The following is an 18,139-nucleotide window of genomic DNA, read 5'->3' on the forward strand; positions in this document are numbered from 1 at the left end:
AGTGGGTTCCTGACGGGGTCGGGTTTGGCGACTTCGCGCCCCGTCGGGAGCCCGTCGTACGGGCCTTGTTGCGTCCGGGCCGTACGTGGTGGGTCTGGTGGGTCAGAAGCGGAGTTGTCCGAGGAAGGTGCCCAGGCCGTCGAGAACCGTCGCCACGACGGGCGCGGCAGCCGTCCGGGCGAGCAGGAAGCCGAAGGCTCCGCAGAGCAGCAGGTCGGTCCGGCGCAGGTAGCGGATGTGCAGCAGGAACCAGATCAGCAGGCCGAGCAGCAGCACCGCCGAGACGGACACGAGCACGGCAGTCCCCTTTCACTTCGCGTCCAGAAGTTCGGGAAGGTGCGGGGTCAGGTGCGCGAACTCGGCCGCGATGGCTTCCGCCTCGACTTCGTCGACCAGGTGAGAGCGCGCACGCTCCCAGCCGTCGCCGGAGGCCAGCACCGCGGTACCGGCTTGTTCCGGGGTGATGGCTTGCGCTGCCTTGAGCGCGTCCGGATTGAGGTCGCCGAGGGCCATCTCCGCCGTGCCGGGGTCGGCGACGCGGTGACAGACACGGCCGCCGAGTTGGGCACGCAGGGCCGTGACGCCCGGACCGAGATCAGAGCCGACGCGTTGGCCGGCGACGACGAGGAACACTCCCAGTGCCGCTCCGAGTTGGGCCAGCCGGATCAGTGCGGTCCCGGCCGCATGCGCTTCGTCCTTCTCGTTCCGACTCGCGACGAGGAACAACTCAGCGATCTCGTCGACGATGACGACCACCGGGACAGGCCGAGCCTGCTCCGGCAGGCCCCAGATGTTCCGTACGCGCGCCGCACGGCAGACGGTCATGCGGTCGAGAGTGAGATCAACCAGCGCGGCGAGGAGTCTGACCGCCTGCTCACGGTTGGTCGCGAGCGCCGACAACCTCGGCTCGTACAGCGACAGTTCCATGCCGCCCTTGCAGTCGACGCCGACGAGCGCGACGGGCTGTGGGGCAAGACCCGCCACGAGCGCATTGATCAGCGTGGACTTGCCGGACCGGGTTGCGCCGACGATCAGCCAGTGCGGCACACGCCGCAGGTCGATCACCCACGCGGCACCGGTCTCCAACGCGCCTACAGCAACGCTGAGAAGGTAGGCGGGCCCGCGCTGTTTCGGTATGCGGGGGTAGGCGAGCGGGTCCGTGACCGAGGCTGTGATCTGAACGGTTCCCGGCTTGCTCGAAGCCACCCGGACCGAGTGCACCTCCCAGGCTTCTGACATGGCAGGCGCTGCCTTGACGAAGTCCTCCGGCACCTGTCCCGGAAGAAGGCGAACCAGCAGCCAGAAGCCGCCCGACGTAGGCCGCACGAGCCCGAATCGGGGCACCAACGGCTGTGGCGGTGGAGCCCCCTTGCCGACGAGCCCGGACACCACCGTCAGAGCAGGTCGACGACTCACGGCCAGGCCGCACCCGGCCATCAACGGTCGCCACGTGCGTATGACGCGGCAGCACGCGACCGGAAACCCGAGTAAGAACCACCAGGCCACGGGGTAGCGGCGGCGCAGGGCCGGGCCTGCGAGAAGCAGACCCGACACCAGCACTGCGGCCACCACCAGTAACCAGCTCGGCCAGGTCGTCCCGGCCGAGGTGGTGGAGGCCAGGAACATCACTGCCCGGCCCCCTTTCCGGCCGGAGCCGGGGTGTTCAGGGGCCGAATCTCCGTCGCACGGAAGGAGATTCCGTGTCGCCCCTCGTTCTCCCACGGGGTGGCGACCAAGTCCCTGACGGCCACCGGGATGCCGAGCTGCACGCCGCTGGGTTCGCCAGGCACATTCACGGTGATGACGTCGGCCGATGTGCCCGCCATCAGGCACAGGCCGACCTGGAAAACGGTCTTGCCCGTGTCCCGGTCCACGCGGAGCTGACCGGTCTCTCGGTTGGCGATCCGCGGAGCAGGGGGAACGGCACAGATGATCCCCGTGAACTTCGCGGTGTCGATCGGAAGGCTTGCCACTTCTCTGGACTCCTCATCCTTGCGCCCTCAGGCCGATCCTTCGGGCTGCTTTACAACCCGTACTACGGGTTGCGAGTCCAGAGTGGCGACCCGTAGTACGGGTTGTCAACCGTCTTGCGATGGGGGACGCTTCTTCCAGCGCTGGAAGATGTTGTTCCAGCGCTGGAAGAACCGAGCAGATGACCGCTGTCACGGAGGGGCCGAATGTCGCCGCAGAACACGCAGCCGAAGTACCGGCAGATCGCCGACTACCTGCGCGAAGGCATCCTGAACGGCACCTACCCCGCCGGCCAGCCACTCCCCTCAGAGGAGTCGTTGGCCAAGCAGTTCGGCGTGACGCGCCCCACGGTCCGTCAGGGCCTCACGGAGCTAAGGGCATCAGGTCTCGTAGAGGTCATCATGGGTCGAGGCACCTTCGCCCGCTCGCCTCACAGCCGCCCGAGCCACACACGCCCGCGAGGCGTACGCCGTACCGCGGACGGGGGCTACATCGAGGCCGACGGCATCCGATGGGCCAACGCGGAACCCCCCGTAGCCACGCGGACGGATGCCCCACTCGCGCTCGCCGACCTGTTGCGCATCCCGCCGGGCGAGCCGATGTTCACGTACGACGCGTTGCAGACCGCCGACCACGGCCGCCTCCGCCAACTCCACCGCACCTATGTGCCGTTCTCTGTCCTGGTCGACACGAAGTACGAAGAGGAAGCACCCCCGCCGGCCCCGGAGCTTTACGCAGCGCTCGCCGAGCTGGGACACGAACTCCACTTCACGGAGTACATCCGCACGCGCATGCCACTCCCGGACCAGGCCCAGGCCCTGCGCCTCTCGGAAGGCGTCCCGCTGCTGCACATCATCCGCGTGACGCTGACGGCCGCAGAGAAGCCGCTTGCACTGGAGGAGTTCCACCTCCCCGGCGACGACCTGGAGTTGTCCTTCAGGCTGTAACAGACAGCCCAGTTGGCTCAGACTTTCTCTACTGCTTCAAGCACCCGGCTGCGCTCCGCTCCGCCGGGCGGGCTCCCGGCTCCGCACGGGGCGCCGCTCCTGCCTTCGGCCCGCTCCGCCCCGGCTGCGCCTACGCCCGCCCACACGCGGATAGGGCCGGGGCCAATCGGCGATCACCTGACGCATCGACCTAGGGGCAAGACGATGCCTCCGGCGGGGGCGCTCTGACTCTGGGATGGAGGGGGCGCCGTACGCGACTGCGGGTCCATCGTGGCGTGCGAGGGGGCTCCCATCCCGTCCACCATCGCCCCAGGCAGAGCCGAGCAGACGCGGCCCATGGCGTCCAGGTCGTTCGTACAGTGGCGCGCTCCACCTGGACGCCATGAACCACGCCCGCTCCACGGTGTGTGGGTCGACGGCGGACGGGATGGGAGCTGGGGTAGGTGGTGGGCTGAGGGGCTATCCCGCGGCCGCGTCGTTCTCAACAGCGCGGATCCTGGAACCCTTTGAGTCACGTCGAGCAAGAACGATTGATTCGAAAAACCCGACGACACCAAACAGCGAGAAGGGGACTGCGCCGAGCGCGCACCACCACCAGTAGCCGCCGTTGCTCGCGGATAGCCACCACAGAAAACCTCCGGCTGTAGCTAGGAAGACAGCAACAACGACCCCAGACAGGTCGCGTGTCTTGTCACGCTGATCCGCAACATAGCGAGCTACAGCCTCTTCAATGCTGCTCTGCAACGGCTGACGCTGCTCACTGGCCTCAGGTAAGAGCGCCCACACTTCAAGATCACGTTTCACGTCGTCCATCGCATGCCGTGCGCGACGGGCTTGCATGATCAAACCGACGACACCACATACAGCGACAACAGCGGCCGCTATCGGCTGGTAGTTCATGGTTGGAAGATGCTAGACCCAGAGTCATCCGTACGGCCCGTGACTCGCAACAGTTACTCGGGTTCGCATCCCCTCGGGCGGCTCAGACACCGCGGGCCGCACTCGTACACCTCGATGCACAAGTCGTGTGCCTCGGCGTGCCCTTCTGCGCGGTCGGCAGACCCAGCTCCTTTCCCAAGAGTCTCGCCACACCAGCAACACTGCCAGCCGAGGTGCTGCCAGGCGTCGAGTTCCCGTGCGGGTGGCGGTTTGGGCTGCCAGGTCTCAGTCACGGCTCGTCGGCGTTGGGGATCAGGGCGTGCCGATAAGGCTGTACTGAGCATTAGAGTAGGTCCGGAGTCGCCCACACGATCGGCAATTCGCTCTTGTTACGCTCAATTAGCGGCTGATCGGCATTAAATGATCGCGGCATAGAAATTTTCCAAGCGGAATCTCGATCAGGGTGCTTTTTGACTGCCCTTACTGCCCCTTCTACTCTCTCTGAGTATCCGCCCTTCACTTCGTCCAGGAATCTCAGGGTGATCCCTTTGGAGAGTTCCACCTTATCCTTCAAGATCTGGGCATCACCATCCCTGAGCATCCTAGCTGCCCGACTGATCAGGAGATCGAATCCCATTGCGATACCCAAGGCTTTTTCGCAGAACCCCTTCAGGTCGGCGGGTTGCGTATTAGCAGTGGGATTGTGGGCTGCCGCATGCCTAAGCTGCACCGCAGAATCATATTCCGCCTTCAGGGGGATGCCACCAAAGCCCGCCCTCTGGGAAATTTCAGTAACCTGATTCCAGGCACTCTTTACATTGAGGCAGCCGAGGATTTCAGCAATCTCATTGCTGCTTACATTTGAGCCACCATACCCCAGGCTGAAGCGGCTTATTTGAAGTGCTCCACCCTTTGTGCTCGCAATCTCGTTCGCCGCATCTTGGATCATCGTAAATGGGTCTGCGCCTGACCTTTGCGCCATACGCGCTCGATCTTGGGCTGCTTTCATGGCGCCGAAGGTTGCCGCTACTCGCAGCGCGTCTGGGAAGTCTTCGAATTTCACGACTGATCGGCTTAAGCAGTCGAGCGCCTCGCCGGCCCTTGCCCTAATGAAGTCCTCGAGACTGGTAAATGCTACTACCATCAGGCCATTACGAAGTAGCCGCGCTCTCCCGTTATGTGCGGTATCTGTAAGAGGCCCGTCGACCAGTAGAGGTTGATTAGCTGCGTCTGCGATACTTGCCAGTCGATCACATAGGTTCTGTCTAGAAATGGCGATTGCGCTCACGAGGCAACCGCCGCTAGCGCATTCCTCATCTCCGTAATACGCAGGGAGATACGGGAGGGAGTGTTTGTTGCCACCCGCACCGCAGCCTCAAAAGCCGGGCGTTCGAATAGCTCTCGCGTGGCACGTAGCACTTCAGTTCGGCGACGGGCAAGACGCTTTATCTGGTCATCCGAAAGTTGATCGACTGCAATCATTTGGGCATCGAACATCCCAGCCAGCATCTGATCTCTCCAGCCGTCACGGTCTGGCCGCTTGAAAGCTTTGCTACCCCATAGAGACTCGCAGCCGGTAATGGATCGCTGGAAAGCTTGCGAGTATTCTTGCAGAGCTTTCGGGCCAGCTTTTGCATGCCTTTCCATGAAATGATCCATGGACGATCTGAGATCGCCAGAGAATGTATCCCAGGTTTCACGCAGGGCGAGAAATCTCAACACCATTTCCACATCGGCCATGGCCCGATAACCGGGGGATCTGGAGTCTCGGATCTTCAATTGCGACTCGAGGAACATATTCGACGACAAGTCCATGATTAGTTCATTAAGAGGCCCTCGATAGATCACATTACGGATCTCCTGTGCATTGAGCGGCTGTCCAGCAGAATTCAGTCTATGAAATACCTCGTATTTAGTCTCAGGATCGGACTGCCTTAGAATGCTGATTGCTCGAATGTATGGGCGAACAGCGAGTGCGTTACGCAGACTCGCTGGCAACTCCTTAAAGCGATATCCGTCAATTTCCGAGAACCGCTCGAGCCCTGAGAGTTGATACTGGCTCCGCATAAAATCCCGCACAGCCGTAATTCGCTGCTTGCCATCGATTACGGAATAGCTACCAAACTCTTCTTCAGCTAGATACACGGGAGGAACCGGAATATTCAGCAGAAAGGATTCGATTAGCGCAGATTGGCGGTTAATGTCCCAGCGATCACGCCGTTGGAATTGGGGTCCCACGTCGATCGCCTTACTGTCTACCATTGAAGCAATCGTTTCGAGAGAAAGGTCTGACGCTTGCAGGACAAGCGCATCCTGAGCTTGCTCAAACTTTTGCACGATACGCTTATCCATGCCCGCCATAGCTTCCTTTATCGTTAATTTTCGACACGAAACGTTTGGGAAGGTTTACCACACGGGGATGCTTTCGCGGGGCTGAATGGGTCGATCCGAGGCGAGCCCCAGGACTGCGCTTGGATGCCGGTCGGCTTGGCTGCGGCCCGGGATGACTCGAGGGCGACTGCTAGCACAGGCGGTGCCAGGAGCGCAGTACGCCACAGGACAGACGCACGCATCGTGAAGCCGGTCGATGACGGCGATTGGTACAAGTGCAGCCTGTACATCGACGACAGCGTCGACCATTGGACCGCCTGCGGTGATCTGTACGGGCGCTACGGGGCCTCTAGGAGCTTGCAGCACACCTGCACCTGGATGCGCACTGAGTGTCTAACTGCGTGACATCCGCGACGCACAACCACGGACAACCGTGGACGTCAGCGGACCATCAGCGCAGGTGACAGGCACAGCGGCCCATGGGCAGCCCTCATCACAAGTTGCTTCGGGAGCAAGCCGTCACGAAGCAAAGCCGGACTGCCCCAGCAACGCATAGGGGCGCCTCGCGATGTGGGGCGCCTTACAGCCTACGCCGGTCTCCGCTTCTTCGCTGTCCGTCCGCCAAACCCCTCTTGTCGTGCTGACCCAACTCCCGGACGAACAGGTCCCGTCAGTCGTACGGTCACAGTACAGACACACCCGAAAAGACACAGGAGAGAGCGTGATCGAATACGTCGCCCGATCCGGGCCCCCGGAAGCCATGAACTGCCCGGCCTTCATCTGCGACGCATGCCGCCAACAGGTCGTCAGCGCAGGCATTGTCACCTGGGCCACCACCATCGGAGACGGCCGCAGCCGGACCCACAGCCAATCCCCCTTGTACGTCGCCCACAAAGGCGAGTGCGGACGCAAGGTCGAGGCCATGCTTCACGCCAGCTACCCGGCCAGCGACGGATGGATGGACCTGTGGGACGACATCGGCGACTTCCTCAAGCAGCTCACGCATAACGCTACCAGCGCGTTCGCCGACGACGCCGACGGTGAATACCACCAGCACCACCTCGAAGGCGCCCGCACTCACGAGGGGAAGCAGTGACAGAGAAGCAGCTCACATCGCAGAATGCGACGATCACCACCGCAAGCATCCAGGTACGAGCCCTGACTATCGGCAAGAAGCAGGTCACCCTCGCCGTCTTCCGGCAGCTCGAAGACGAAGACATCATCAAGCCCCTCGACGCTGGCTTGGCCGGCGAACCCTGGGGGCGCGTCAACTACCACCCAGACAAGTGCGCCGATGACAAGGAGCACATTCACGTCGTCTGGCAGAAGGGCGACGAGCTGCGCCGCGCCACCGTGTACGAACCGTCAGTTGCCGCGTACAAGCACCCGACCGCTGGCTTGTACGTTGAGGCCCTCATAGCCGAAGGGCTCGATCACAGGGACCCCCGAGCCGGCGGCGCTGGGGGAGTCGGCCGCATTCAGGTGGTCAAAGCTGGGCGAGAGGGCGGAGTGGGCTTCACGCGCTTCACGTATCAGGGCGTGCAGTTCCACGCGCCGGTCCGATCCGAGTTCCTCACTGTGTTCCACAATCACTACCTCCGGCGCGACGGGGACGAGACCCTCTGGCACCGAGTACGGCATGTAGCTGGCCCCGAAGCTACGTCGGAGGGCATCGCCGCTGGCCTCCCGGCCCTTGCCTTCAACACCTCGTGGCGACAGCTGAAGGAACTTCCGCAACTATTCATCGCGGTCTAACAGCACGACGGCGGGGGCACAACAGACCCAGGTTTGGGTGGGGGCCAAACGCGGCAACTCCGCCGGAACGTTCCCGGACCGTGGTGGACAGTACCGGAGCCGAACGAGCAGGCTAGGTGGTCCTGAACCGAGGTCACCAGGGTCGCAATCGCGTTCGTGACGAAGAGGTCGTGGGCCTCAATCCCAGAGATCTCGCACGCGGCGACGCACCGCCCTGAGAAATGTCATGCGAGGGCGGCACCGGGCCGCCTCTGGGCCGTCCGAGGGTGCCCCAGGCTGACCGACAACGACCTCCAACAACCGCTCCCCGTTGGTCATCGGGGTACCTGACTGCGGACCCCGAGGCCGCAGATCCGGCGCATCAGTTCTTCGACTTCTAAGTGCTCGGCTTGTGAGACGGTCTCAAGCAGTTCAACCGAGGGCACTCGTCTGCGGTTCTGCTCGGAAACGTGCCAGACCTGTGCCAGCTCGGGCGGGGAACTGCGGCACAGCCTCCGTCTCAGTTCCCGTCTCATTCAGCGCCGTTCACGGTCGTTCAGACGAGATCAGAGCCGGAAGTCGCCCTCACGACCGGTCGTCCATGAACGCAGATGAACGGCCCCGTCCGCGGCCTCCAGGACCACCAACACAGTTGGAAAGCGTGCACCCCAACAGTTGAGCAGGCATGGCACTCGTAACACCCGCAGACCGGGATGCCCGGCAGCGAAGGGGCGCCTGTGAGCACTACTGCGCCAGCCCTGCGCGAGATCCTCTCGGTTGGCTCTGCCGCTCGTCCGGGCTGCGGCGCTGGGGCGCCGGTCCCGGACGGGCGGCAGAGCCAACCGCGGCGCAAGCGCCGTGCAGAGCAGTGGCCCCGTACGGCAGTCCGCCGAGAAGCGGTGCTGTACGGGGCCAGAAGCTGACCAGTCGCGGGAGCACGCTCTGACCGCAGCAGCCGGAGTGCGGATTCGTCAGGCCGCGGACGCCTGCTGGTGGGGATCGCTTGAGCACGCCGTAGCCGTCGCGTCAGCCACCTCCGCAGCGAGACCCACCGCGATCAGCTCGGCCAGGAGTTGAGCGGCCTCAGGACGTATCGTGCCGAGGCGTACCAGGCCGTCGCCGAAGACGTTTACGTCGGCCGCGAGGCCAGGGAAATCGGACTCCAGGCCCAGGTCTGTGAGTTGCGAAGCCAGCAGGCCGGCGCTGTGCCTTGCCTGCGTCCAGCCGCGGACGTAGGGGACTCCTGGCATCAAGTCTTCGGCACGTTTGGCAACGACTCCTCGCCGGTCGGTCATAGCGTCAGTCCTCTCGCGTCCGTTGTTCGGTGCTTTCGTCGGCTTCCTTGCTGGTCTTCCCGCTTGCCAGCGCGAGCCGGAGGAGCTCAGCCAGGCGTTCCGCCGTTGCCGGTGACACTCTCCCGAGTTCGATCAGGCCGTGGCCGAAGGCGTTGAGGTCAGCTCGAAGGTAGGGGAAGTCCTTTTCCATCCCCGCGGCCGTCAGGATGTCCCGCAGAGCACTCGTCGCGTTTCGGGCTGCGTACCAGCCGTCGCTGTCCAAGGGGGACCACTGGGCCGCGTCCTGGTGGTCGCGTGGTTCATCCCGCATCGGTCGCCGACCTCTCGGGAGCGGCCATGTGCACGGCAGCCGGCGAGGGGTACTTCTCGCCGTAGCGGTCGACGCGTGCCAGCAGTTCGGATGCGGCGACGAGCATGGTTGCCAGAGCTACCGGACGTAGCGGATTGGCCTCAGGGCGGCGTACCGGTGCGCGGAGCCACTGGTAGCGGTCTCCCGACAGGGGCATAGGGCCGGGGACCACGACGGCTGAGCCGAGGCTCAAGTAGCGGTAGTCGGGCGGCGTCCGAGTCTCCCGTGCCAGAAATGCCGCGAAGGCCTCTTCGCTACGGGAGTTGAGCAGGAAGCCCACACGTCGGGCCTTGTGGTCGGCGATGACTGGGCCGAACGGCATGCCTCGGCGCATGAGTTGATCGAAAGTCTCCAGGCCCGTGTTCTGCTCTATCGTCACCACGTCGAAGAGGCGACCGGTCGGCAACATGCACGGGGTACGGGGGTCGTCCTCCCAGACAGCCCGGCACATCACCGGATCGTCGGCAGCGGCGGAGAGCCACTCGACGCCCCTCCTGGTCATCCTCTGCACGTCATCTCACCTCGGTCTGACTGGGTCAGCGGCTTCCGTGCTGCCGTGCGTCCAGACTCCAGGTCAGGGCCCTGACCAGGACAGATGACGAGAGGGGACGGGGGATGACGAGGGATGCGTCGGACCGTCACCCCCTGTCGTCCCCCAAGCGGAAAGGATCTCCTGCCACTTCCGGCGCGAGGGGATTGCTTGCGCGTACATTCGGTGGTGACCCTGAGTTGTCGTACCGGCGCACGCGCGGGGAGGGAACGGCCACGTCATCGATGCAGTCGACCAGCGTCCGCCTGGGTGAGGCACGGGCCAGACTTGGCTGGAGTCAGCCGCGGTTGGTACGCGAGATACGGCAGGCAGCTACGCGCCGAGGCCATCAACTCCCCTCCGACGCAAGCGTGAAGCGGCGCATCGCCAGCTGGGAGAACGGGCACAGCTCGCCGGACGATTTTTATGGGCCTCTGCTGTGCGACGTCTACGGCATGAGCGCTGCGGAACTCGGGCTCAACCACGACACCAGCCACGATGCGACTCTCCTGGACGCGAGCTACCCAGCCAGTCCCGATGCGGCGATCACGGCCGTGGGGCAATTGTGGCGGGCCGACCTCAACGGCTACGCGCCTCTGCTCCAGGCCGAGCCTTCCGAGCCTGCGTGGAGTGAAGCGTCGTTGCGGTGGCTGGTGGCCCCTGAGCCGTCGACTGCTCGGCAACCGCGGGACAGTGTGCGGGTCGGTCTGGGCGACGTTGCCGCCATCAAGACCACCGCAGACATGTTCGCTCAGCTTGACGACCGCTTTGGTGGGGATCACGCAAGACATGCCGTCGTGCAGTACCTCAGCCGTGAAGTAGCTCCGCTCCTGCGCGGCCAGTACACCGAACCCGTTGGCCGATCCTTGTTCTCCACCGTCGCCGAGGCCACTCTCCTCGCCGGTTGGATGTCTTACGACGCCTGCCATCACGGCCTCGCTCAGCGGTACTTCCTCCAAGCCCTGCGTCTGGCGCAAGATGCCAATGACCGTCGGCTCGCCGGGAGCATCCTGTCGGCCATGAGCCACCAGGCCACGTTCCTCGGTCGCTTCACTCAGACCGCGACCCTGGCCCGCGCCGCCCTCATGGGCATCTCCCCCGTCGCCACGCCGACGCTTCGCGCCCAGTTCCACGCCATGGAGGCTCGCGCGCTGGCACGAACCGGCGATGTCCGCGCCTGCGAGGCCGCGCTCACTGCTGCGACGAAGGCGCTGGAGAGCCGCAACCACGACGACGAGCCGGAGTGGATCAGCTACTTCGACGAGGCCGAACTCGCCGCCGAGGCAGCCCACTGCTTCCGCGACGTCAACAGCGCTCGCCAAGCCGTCGCGCACGCCGAGAACGCGATGAGTGGCAGCCACGTACGGAGCGACTTCTTCGCGACCATGGTCCTCGCGGATGCCCACTTACGGGCTGGTGATGTTGAGGAAGCCTGCCGCGTAGCCCTGGACGCGCTCGACCTCGGTGAACAGCTCAAGTCAGCCAGGTGCGTGAGCCACCTGGCAGAGTTCCGACGGGATCTTGCCCGGGTCGACGGCGGAGCGACCGTACGCGATCTTCATGACCAAGCCCGCGAGCACAGGCTGTGGGTTGCCGCCGGCGCAGAGGCCGGCCACTGACCGCGAGTTCAGAAGGGCTGCCACTGGTCACGGCCCTCGCCGGTACGCAGCGACTGCACTCGTCGGGCGAACTCCGCGGCGGACCGTCCATTCGTGGCCGCCTGGTGGCCGAGCCAGACCACCATCATCAGCTCACGCAGGTCGGCCAGGACCTCGTACCCCGGCCAGTTCATCAGGTCGAATCCGTACCGGTGGACGAACTCGGCGTACTCGGCCTTCGTGTGCCAGCCATACCGCTCGTAATAGATCGCGGTCAGGATCAGGTCCCACTCGCGCGGGGCGAGCGCGAAGCCATCGAGGTCGATCAGCACGGCGTGACCGTCACGGTGGCGAAGCACGTTTCCGATGTTCGCGTCTCCGTGGATCATCCCGAAGGGGAGGACGAAGTCCAGGCGGTCGTACTCCTTCGCGAGCTTCCCGGCTCGATCCCGCAAGAACGCGTGATCCTCCACCGTGACCCCGTCGAGGCCATCGAACGAGGCCCGCAGCTTTGCCAGTGGATCGAAGTACGGCAAGCCCAGCGTTTCAGGTTCCTCCAGCCAGTGCAGGCGACGCAGCAGATCAGCAACCTCGCCAACCGTGGCGTACTCCTCCTGCTCCTGCGCACTCTCCCAGAAGGTCACCACCCGGCCGCCTACGGTCAGCGGCTGCTCGATCTGAGCTGGAACTCGCGTCGCCGGGAAGTTCTCCCTCTCCAGCCACCGAGCCACCTCCACGACCCGCTCCATCTCCGGGAGAACCGCCGGGTCCCGAGCGACGCGAACGATGAACGGCGACGACGCCAAGCGGTAGACGGCATTCGACCCCAAGCGCAGCAACTCGGCGCCTGTCGGGTCCAGTTCGGCCTTCTTGCACGCCTCGCGGAGAACGATCTCGACGCCCTCCGCCGTGAACCCCGTACCGCCGTCCTGGCCCTCGCCGCTGCCCGAGATCATGGCTCCGACCATACGGCGCACACCAACGGCTCGACAGGCCACCCACGTAATGGGGGCGTAATGACCTTGCTCAGCGACTCCCGTGCTAGGCGCTCCCGAGCAGGTCAGGGCCTCAGCAAGTTCACCGCCTCATCCGGCCTCCGGAGCCGGGTGCGCAGGTTCGAATCCTGCCGGGGGCACCTTTCAGTAGGTGTCTGAAGACCCCGCCATCAGCGGTTTCGCTGAGGACGGGGTCTTGGCGTTTGTGCGGTGCTCAGGGTTCGATGAGGCCCGCCCGGATCGCGTAGCGCGTCAGTTCCAGGCGGTTGCGCAGGCCCAGCTTGTGGAGCAGGTTCGCCCGGTGCCTGTGGACCGTCTTGATGCTGATGAAGAGCATCTCGGCGATCTCCTTCGACGAGTGGCCCTCGGCCACCAGCTTCAGGACCTCCTCCTCGCGCGGCGTCAGCACCTGGTCGGGCGGTTCCTCGCCCTGGCGGACGCGGTCCAGGTAGTTGCGGATCAGGGCGGTCACCGCGCCCGGGTAGAGGAAGGGCTCGTCGCGCATGGCCGCCCGGCAGGCGGCGACCAGGTCCCGGTCGGCCACCGACTTCAGTACGTAGCCGCTCGCACCCGACTTCAGGGCCTGGAAGAAGTACTGCTCGTTGTCGTGCATCGTCAGCATGAGGACGCGTACGCCGGGCTTCAGCGCCGCCAGTTCGCGTGCGGCCTGCAGTCCCGTCATCCGGGGCATCGCGATGTCCAGGACCGCCAGGTCGACCTCGTGCGTGCGGGCCAGGGCCACCGCCTGTGCCCCGTCCCCGGCCTCGGCGACGACCTCCAGGTCCGGTTCGCCGTCGAGGATCAGGCGTACCCCGCGGCGCACCAGCGCGTGGTCGTCGGCGAGGAGGATGCGGGTCCTGGTGGTGCTCGTACTCATGGGGTGAGTCCCGGGTGTGGAGGTGCGTCGGTCGGAGGTGTCGGTACGGTCAGGCGGACCCGCGTGCCCGGCTGCGGGCTCGACGTGACGTCGAGTGCCGCCCCTATGAACAGGGCCCGCTCCCGCATTCCGCGGATTCCCGCGCCCTCGTGGGCGATTCCGGTTCCGCGGCCGTCGTCCGTGACGCTCAGCGCCACCGCGCCGTCCGTACGGCAGAGGGCCAGCTCGACCCGGTCCGCGTCCGCGTGGCGGGCCGCGTTGGTCAGGGCCTCCTGGGCCACCCGGTAGAGGACCAGTTCCGTCTGCTGGTCCAGTGGGGGGAGGTCGGAGTCGAAGCGGCGTACGACCCTCAGTCCCGCGTGCGTGGCGAACTCCGTGGTCAGGGACGTCAGGGCGCTGATCAGACCCAGGTCGTCCAGGACTCCCGGCCGCAGTCTGCGCACCAGCCGGCGTACTTCGTCCAGGCTGCCCCTGGTGATCTCCTGCGCCTGCCGCAGTTCGCCGCGCAGGGGTTCGTCCGCCGTGTCCGACGCCCGCTTCAGGGACAGCAGGACCGCGGTCATGGTCTGGCCGATCTCGTCGTGGAGCTCCTGGGCGATGCGGCGCCGTTCGGACTCCTGCGCCAGCAGGACGCGGGCGGTGCTCGCGGCCCGTTCCTGCTCCAGCCGTTCGAGCATGGCGTTGAAGGTGCGGATCAGCTCGGCGGTCTCGCCGCGGCCCTGTTCCGGCAGGCGGTGTCCGGGGCGCAGCAGATCCACGGTGGTCATCAGCCGGGTGAGGCGGTCGAGCGGGGCAAGGCCGACCCTCAGCAGGGCCGCGTTGGCGACCAGCATGACGGCGAGGCCGCCCGCGAGGATGACCGCCTCGGTCAGCACCACCGGCACGGAGACGGTCACCGGCGCCCACAGCAGCAGCGCGGTGGCGCTCCCCAGCACTACCGCGTTGAGCGCGAAGATCCGCCAGAACAGGGACAACTGAAGGGTGCCTTCCTCTTGGGCCCGGTTCCTCTTGGGCTCGGTTCCTCTTGGGCTCGGTTGATCTCGGGTTGCCTTTGATCTTGGGCTGCCTTCCGCCCAGCCTGCATCTTTCCCTTCCGTCCGTCGATGGGGCGCAATGCCCATTTTCGCGATGGGGTCCCGGGGCCGCCGCGGATGGGTATCGCGCCCGATGGGTTTTGCGCGGCGCACCGGCGACGGTGGGGCATGACCCCACCGGAAGAAGGCCCACCATGTCGCTCGACACGCATTCCCTCACTCCCCCGGCCGCCGAACGCCCCGTACGTCTGACCGCGCGCGAGGCACGCCGGTGCCTGGAACACGAACGGGACTCCCGGCTCGCCCAGTTGCGGGCCATCGGGGCGGCCGGGCACGGGCAGGAGGCGCAGGAGCAGGTGGTGGTGGCGGCGCAGAGGGACACCGTCGAGCGGGTGCTCAAAGAGATCGATGCCGCCCTCGACCGTGTCGGCGACGGCAGCTACGGAAACTGCCCCGGCTGCTCCGGACCCATCCCGGTCGAGCGCCTGGAGATCCTGCCCTACACGCGGTTCTGCGTTCCCTGCCAGCGCAGAACCGACTGACCTGCGCGCACGCCCGCGCTCCGTCTCCCGCCAAACCCGAGGGGTGAAGTGGTGAACCGACAGCAGACCATCGACGATCGCAGCACCGCGGACAGCACGCACCTGTCTGCCCAAGACCTCGCCGCGCTGCGCGCGAACCTGCACGAGCAGCGTCTCTTCCGCCGGGAACAGCTGGAGCAGCTCACGGCAGCCGCGATCAACCGCGCGGACGCGCTCCTCGACCGGCAGAGCGCCGCCCGTATCGAGGTACGCGTCAAGCTCGCCGCCTCCGCCCGCATGGTCCTCGCCGACGTCGAGGCCGCGCTGGGTCGCATGGACCGGGGCGACTTCGGCGCCTGCCGCCTGTGTCTGCGGCCCATCGCCCGCGAGCGTCTGACGATCGTGCCGCAGGCCCGCTACTGCGCCCGCTGCCAGCAGGTGCGAGGGACCGGGCGATGACCGAAGAGAGCCGGGATGCCGCACCCCCTGCTGTGGCGCTGGCGTCGTAATCCGCTGCGCCGCCGCGCCGACCTCGTACAGGGATGGATCGCCGTCGGTCTGTTCCTGGCCGTCCTGACCGCCACCCCGGCCGCCGTCGTGCTGGTGGGCGACACGGCCCGCCGCCATCTGGAACAGACCGCCCGGCACCAGGCCGGCACCAGGCACTCCGAGCCCGGGTCGGACGTGTGGATCAGCGACGCGGGAGAGCTCACCGATGCGCCTCTCACCCAGGAGGAGATCCGCGACCACGCCCGGGGCTATGCCGTCCTGGCCGCCGTCGCCGTCCCCCTCACGGGCACCGCCGCATACATCTGGGCCCACCGCAGGCTAGAGCGGCACAACCTCGCCCAATGGGGAGCGGCCTGGGCCCGCACGGCTCCCCGCTGGCCCACTTCTCCCTGACCGGCCGGCTACTGGCTACCGGCTAGTGGCTAGTGGCTAGTGGCTAGTGGCTAACTGCGGCGGATCGGGGGCAGTTCGTACGTTCCGTCGAAGATCGCGGCATGGGGCGTGTACATCCGCAGGATCGGGCGGAAGTTTCCGCTGGGGGTGGGCAGCCAGTTGGCGGCCGTCTTGTCGTCGGCGGGGCTCTGCGGCTGGAGGTGGAGGGTGAGGGAGCCGTCGTCGTCGTAGCTCAGGCCCGGGGTGCGGTCGCCGATGGAGTAGCGGTCGATGGGGTTGGGGATCAGGAAGTAGTTCGGCAGGTCGTACATCGTGATCGACCAGAACGCGTCCACGGGTGGCGGCTTCTCGAAGCGCAGGGTGTAGGACTGCCCGCCCTCCAGGGGGCGGCCGTCGCCGTCGTTCCAGGTCATCGCGTACGCGGCTTCGTAGGCGTGGTTGCCCCAGAGCGCGGTGCGGGCCGAGGTGGCGCGCACCATGCGGCCCAACTCCCGCTCCGTGTAGATCCATTGGGGATCCTTGAGCGTGCCGATCTCGAAGTGGTCGGCGTTGTAGTCGAAGGCGTGATACGTCAGCCGCCAGCCGTTCTGCTCCGGGCTGTCGCCGTGGGTGGACGCGTGCTCGACCTTCTCCTTGCCCGCGGCGAAGCCCTCGCGCAGCGCTTCGGCCAGTTCGGGCTCCGCTTGCGCGTAAGGGCTCTGTGCGTCCAACAGGCCTAGCGGGGCGAATTTCTGTTGGTACGTCAGGTCGGCGGGCGCGGGTGGGAAGGCGGCCATCCTCGCCCGGAGCTTCTCGTAGAAGAGGAGCTCCGGTTGGTCGTCGGGGATGTACGTGTGGGTCGGCAGCCCGTGGGGCTCTTCGGATGCCGTCCAGTACGGCTCCAGGTGGGTGTCCTCCTGGAGTGCCTGCACCGCCGGTACGTCGTCCGGGCCCGTGCAGGCCCACCGGCCGACGATCGACGCCACCTCGGTGGGCACGGCGATCCGGGTGGCGCCCAGCGGGACCTCCTCGTCCCAGCCGGGCGGGGTGAGGAGGTAGCTGGCCGCGCCGGTGCCGGTGGCGCGGCGGCCCACGTACGCGAAGTTGTTGGTCCAGGCGTCCACGAACTGCAGGACGTAGTAGCGGCCGTCCGTGTCCGGCACCGTCAGGAGCTGGGCGCCGCCGGAGAGGTCCAGTTGCGCCACCGAGTAGATGGTGTCGTTGTTGACGCTCACGAAGGGGTCGTCGGAGCCCGCGAGTACGCTCGCGTGGCTGAACTCGTTGAACGGCGCGGGGGCCACTGAGCCCATGCCCTTGCGGGAGAAGCGGTCGACTTCGTCGAGGTTGAGCACCATCGGGTAGCCGTAGATGTACGCCTCGGCCGCCAGGGCCCGGAGATCGGTCGTGCCGTCGGTCATGCCCGCCGCCTTCTCGTGATCAAGCTCGTTCGTCGTTCGTGATCAAGGTTCTACGGACATCGTCGGGCCGCCGTGCCCCTCCGGCCACTCCTGCCGCTTACGTGGCGTGGCGCGGTCACTCCTGGGCGGCCGGGGGTTCCTGATCGCCGTAGCGGCGCTCGAACTTGGCCACCTGGCCTTCGGAGTCCACGACGCGGGCGCGGCCCGTGTAGAAGGGGTGGCTCTCGGAGGAGATCTCCACCTCCACCAGGGGGTACGTCTCGCCGTCGTCCCACTCGATGGTCTGGTCGCTCGCTGCGGTGGAACGAGTGAGGAAGGCGTAGCCCGCCGAGCGGTCCCGGAATACCACCGGGCGGTAGTTGCTGTCCTTGCCATTGCCGTTGCCGTTGCCGTTGCCGTTGCCCTTGTCCTGAGTCATTCCTCAAGGTTCCCCGCGTACGCCCAGGGGGGCGAGCCTGGGGGCTCCAGGTGGGGGGTGCCCCCGCCGGACGGGCCTCTCCCACCCACCCACCCACCCGATCACCCCGCATCCGCCCCTGACCGAACAGACTTTCCCACCCACCCACCCGATTGCCCCGCGGTGCCGAGGGGGGGTGGGTGGGATTAGTAGGCAGGGGGGATGTCCCGGGGTGCCGAGGGAGGGCGGGGGTGGGTGGTTGGCGGGGGTGGGGGGTTGGCGGGGGTGGGGGGATTGGCGGGGGTGGGGGGATTGGCGGGGGTAGGTGGTTGGCGGGGGTAGGTGGTTGGCGGGGGTAGGTGGTTGGCGGGGGTAGGTGGTT

21 protein-coding genes and 1 tRNA gene are annotated in these 18,139 nt (G+C 66.1%); 8 read left to right on the forward strand and 14 right to left on the reverse strand.

The annotated features are described in order from the left end of the window. Nucleotides 1-102: 102 nt before the first annotated feature. Genes ACFUPX_RS39085 through ACFUPX_RS39095 form a run of 3 tightly spaced genes read right to left on the reverse strand, consistent with a single transcriptional unit; the run spans nt 103 to nt 1,973 of the window. Nucleotides 103-297 (reverse strand): hypothetical protein, encoded by a 195-nt coding sequence (locus ACFUPX_RS39085; RefSeq protein ID WP_383333564.1) that lies wholly within the window; start codon nt 295-297, stop codon nt 103-105. A 12-nt stretch (nt 298-309) separates the two neighbouring features. Next, a complete protein-coding gene (locus ACFUPX_RS39090; protein ID WP_383333566.1) occupies nt 310-1,626 on the reverse strand; it encodes an FtsK/SpoIIIE domain-containing protein in 1,317 nt (438 codons plus the stop codon). After that, nucleotides 1,626-1,973, reverse strand: coding sequence for a hypothetical protein (locus ACFUPX_RS39095; RefSeq protein ID WP_383333568.1), 348 nt, complete (start codon nt 1,971-1,973; stop codon nt 1,626-1,628). Before ACFUPX_RS39095 ends, ACFUPX_RS39090 begins: the two co-directional genes overlap by 1 nt. A gap of 204 nt (nt 1,974-2,177) precedes the next feature. Here ACFUPX_RS39095 and ACFUPX_RS39100 point away from each other — a divergent pair, with 204 nt between their 5' ends. After that, nucleotides 2,178-2,918, forward strand: a complete 741-nt coding sequence (locus tag ACFUPX_RS39100) for a GntR family transcriptional regulator (protein ID WP_383333570.1) — start codon at nt 2,178-2,180, stop codon at nt 2,916-2,918. 459 nt (nt 2,919-3,377) lie between these two features. On the opposite strand, the gene ACFUPX_RS39105 is transcribed toward ACFUPX_RS39100, so the two are convergent. The 3 genes from ACFUPX_RS39105 to ACFUPX_RS39115 form a co-directional block, all read right to left on the reverse strand. After that, complete coding sequence (locus tag ACFUPX_RS39105) at nt 3,378-3,818, reverse strand: hypothetical protein (RefSeq protein ID WP_383333572.1); 441 nt, start codon at nt 3,816-3,818, stop codon at nt 3,378-3,380. A gap of 322 nt (nt 3,819-4,140) precedes the next feature. Then, complete coding sequence (locus ACFUPX_RS39110; protein WP_383333574.1) at nt 4,141-4,860, reverse strand: hypothetical protein; 720 nt, start codon at nt 4,858-4,860, stop codon at nt 4,141-4,143. A gap of 221 nt (nt 4,861-5,081) precedes the next feature. After that, nucleotides 5,082-6,149 (reverse strand): DUF262 domain-containing protein, encoded by a 1,068-nt coding sequence (locus tag ACFUPX_RS39115; protein ID WP_383333576.1) that lies wholly within the window; start codon nt 6,147-6,149, stop codon nt 5,082-5,084. 700 nt (nt 6,150-6,849) lie between these two features. Between ACFUPX_RS39115 and ACFUPX_RS39120 the strand changes: the two genes are divergently transcribed. Both ACFUPX_RS39120 and ACFUPX_RS39125 read left to right on the forward strand, forming a co-directional pair. Then, nucleotides 6,850-7,224 carry a hypothetical protein gene (locus ACFUPX_RS39120; RefSeq protein ID WP_383333578.1) on the forward strand — a complete coding sequence of 125 codons (375 nt, stop codon included), beginning with the start codon at nt 6,850-6,852 and terminating at the stop codon, nt 7,222-7,224. Then, complete coding sequence (locus tag ACFUPX_RS39125; RefSeq protein WP_383333580.1) at nt 7,221-7,883, forward strand: hypothetical protein; 663 nt, start codon at nt 7,221-7,223, stop codon at nt 7,881-7,883. The genes ACFUPX_RS39120 and ACFUPX_RS39125 overlap by 4 nt, the downstream gene beginning before the upstream one ends. Before the next feature lie 950 nt (nt 7,884-8,833). On the opposite strand, the gene ACFUPX_RS39130 is transcribed toward ACFUPX_RS39125, so the two are convergent. Genes ACFUPX_RS39130 through ACFUPX_RS39140 form a run of 3 tightly spaced genes read right to left on the reverse strand, consistent with a single transcriptional unit; the run spans nt 8,834 to nt 10,008 of the window. Next, on the reverse strand, nt 8,834-9,112 hold the full coding sequence (locus ACFUPX_RS39130) for a hypothetical protein (protein WP_383333582.1): 279 nt from the start codon (nt 9,110-9,112) through the stop codon (nt 8,834-8,836). 49 nt (nt 9,113-9,161) lie between these two features. Next, entirely contained in the window at nt 9,162-9,467 is a 306-nt protein-coding gene (locus tag ACFUPX_RS39135; protein WP_383333584.1) for a hypothetical protein, read from the reverse strand. Next, the gene (locus tag ACFUPX_RS39140; protein WP_383333605.1) at nt 9,457-10,008 is read right to left on the reverse strand and encodes a bifunctional DNA primase/polymerase; all 552 of its coding nucleotides are present in this window, start codon (nt 10,006-10,008) and stop codon (nt 9,457-9,459) included. The genes ACFUPX_RS39135 and ACFUPX_RS39140 overlap by 11 nt, the downstream gene beginning before the upstream one ends. Before the next feature lie 398 nt (nt 10,009-10,406). On the opposite strand from ACFUPX_RS39140, the gene ACFUPX_RS39145 reads away from it, so the two are divergent. Continuing rightward, nucleotides 10,407-11,654, forward strand: coding sequence for a hypothetical protein (locus ACFUPX_RS39145; RefSeq protein WP_383333586.1), 1,248 nt, complete (start codon nt 10,407-10,409; stop codon nt 11,652-11,654). An 8-nt stretch (nt 11,655-11,662) separates the two neighbouring features. On the opposite strand, the gene ACFUPX_RS39150 is transcribed toward ACFUPX_RS39145, so the two are convergent. Then, entirely contained in the window at nt 11,663-12,589 is a 927-nt protein-coding gene (locus ACFUPX_RS39150; RefSeq protein WP_383333588.1) for a phosphotransferase family protein, read from the reverse strand. Nucleotides 12,590-12,680: 91 nt separating this feature from the next. On the opposite strand from ACFUPX_RS39150, the gene ACFUPX_RS39155 reads away from it, so the two are divergent. Then, nucleotides 12,681-12,768, forward strand: a tRNA-Arg gene (locus tag ACFUPX_RS39155). A 74-nt stretch (nt 12,769-12,842) separates the two neighbouring features. On the opposite strand, the gene ACFUPX_RS39160 is transcribed toward ACFUPX_RS39155, so the two are convergent. Both ACFUPX_RS39160 and ACFUPX_RS39165 read right to left on the reverse strand, forming a co-directional pair. After that, nucleotides 12,843-13,505, reverse strand: a complete 663-nt coding sequence (locus ACFUPX_RS39160; RefSeq protein ID WP_383333590.1) for a response regulator — start codon at nt 13,503-13,505, stop codon at nt 12,843-12,845. Continuing rightward, nucleotides 13,502-14,479 (reverse strand): HAMP domain-containing sensor histidine kinase, encoded by a 978-nt coding sequence (locus ACFUPX_RS39165; RefSeq protein WP_383333592.1) that lies wholly within the window; start codon nt 14,477-14,479, stop codon nt 13,502-13,504. Before ACFUPX_RS39165 ends, ACFUPX_RS39160 begins: the two co-directional genes overlap by 4 nt. A gap of 254 nt (nt 14,480-14,733) precedes the next feature. Here ACFUPX_RS39165 and ACFUPX_RS39170 point away from each other — a divergent pair, with 254 nt between their 5' ends. Genes ACFUPX_RS39170 through ACFUPX_RS39180 form a run of 3 tightly spaced genes read left to right on the forward strand, consistent with a single transcriptional unit; the run spans nt 14,734 to nt 15,963 of the window. After that, entirely contained in the window at nt 14,734-15,081 is a 348-nt protein-coding gene (locus tag ACFUPX_RS39170) for a TraR/DksA family transcriptional regulator (protein ID WP_383333593.1), read from the forward strand. Nucleotides 15,082-15,129: 48 nt separating this feature from the next. Continuing rightward, nucleotides 15,130-15,519, forward strand: coding sequence for a TraR/DksA family transcriptional regulator (locus tag ACFUPX_RS39175; protein ID WP_383333595.1), 390 nt, complete (start codon nt 15,130-15,132; stop codon nt 15,517-15,519). A 15-nt stretch (nt 15,520-15,534) separates the two neighbouring features. Beyond that, a complete protein-coding gene (locus tag ACFUPX_RS39180) occupies nt 15,535-15,963 on the forward strand; it encodes a hypothetical protein (protein WP_383333597.1) in 429 nt (142 codons plus the stop codon). A 50-nt stretch (nt 15,964-16,013) separates the two neighbouring features. Here the strand turns inward: ACFUPX_RS39180 and ACFUPX_RS39185 are convergent, their stop codons facing one another. Both ACFUPX_RS39185 and ACFUPX_RS39190 read right to left on the reverse strand, forming a co-directional pair. Beyond that, nucleotides 16,014-17,360 (reverse strand): DUF1254 domain-containing protein, encoded by a 1,347-nt coding sequence (locus ACFUPX_RS39185; protein WP_383333599.1) that lies wholly within the window; start codon nt 17,358-17,360, stop codon nt 16,014-16,016. A gap of 115 nt (nt 17,361-17,475) precedes the next feature. Then, nucleotides 17,476-17,778 (reverse strand): type B 50S ribosomal protein L31, encoded by a 303-nt coding sequence (locus ACFUPX_RS39190; protein WP_383333601.1) that lies wholly within the window; start codon nt 17,776-17,778, stop codon nt 17,476-17,478. Between the last annotated feature and the right edge of the window lie 361 nt (nt 17,779-18,139).

Origin of the sequence: Streptomyces sp. NPDC057302 (genome assembly GCF_042667685.1) — a bacterium.
In the GTDB taxonomy this organism is placed as follows: Bacteria; Actinomycetota; Actinomycetes; order Streptomycetales; family Streptomycetaceae; genus Streptomyces.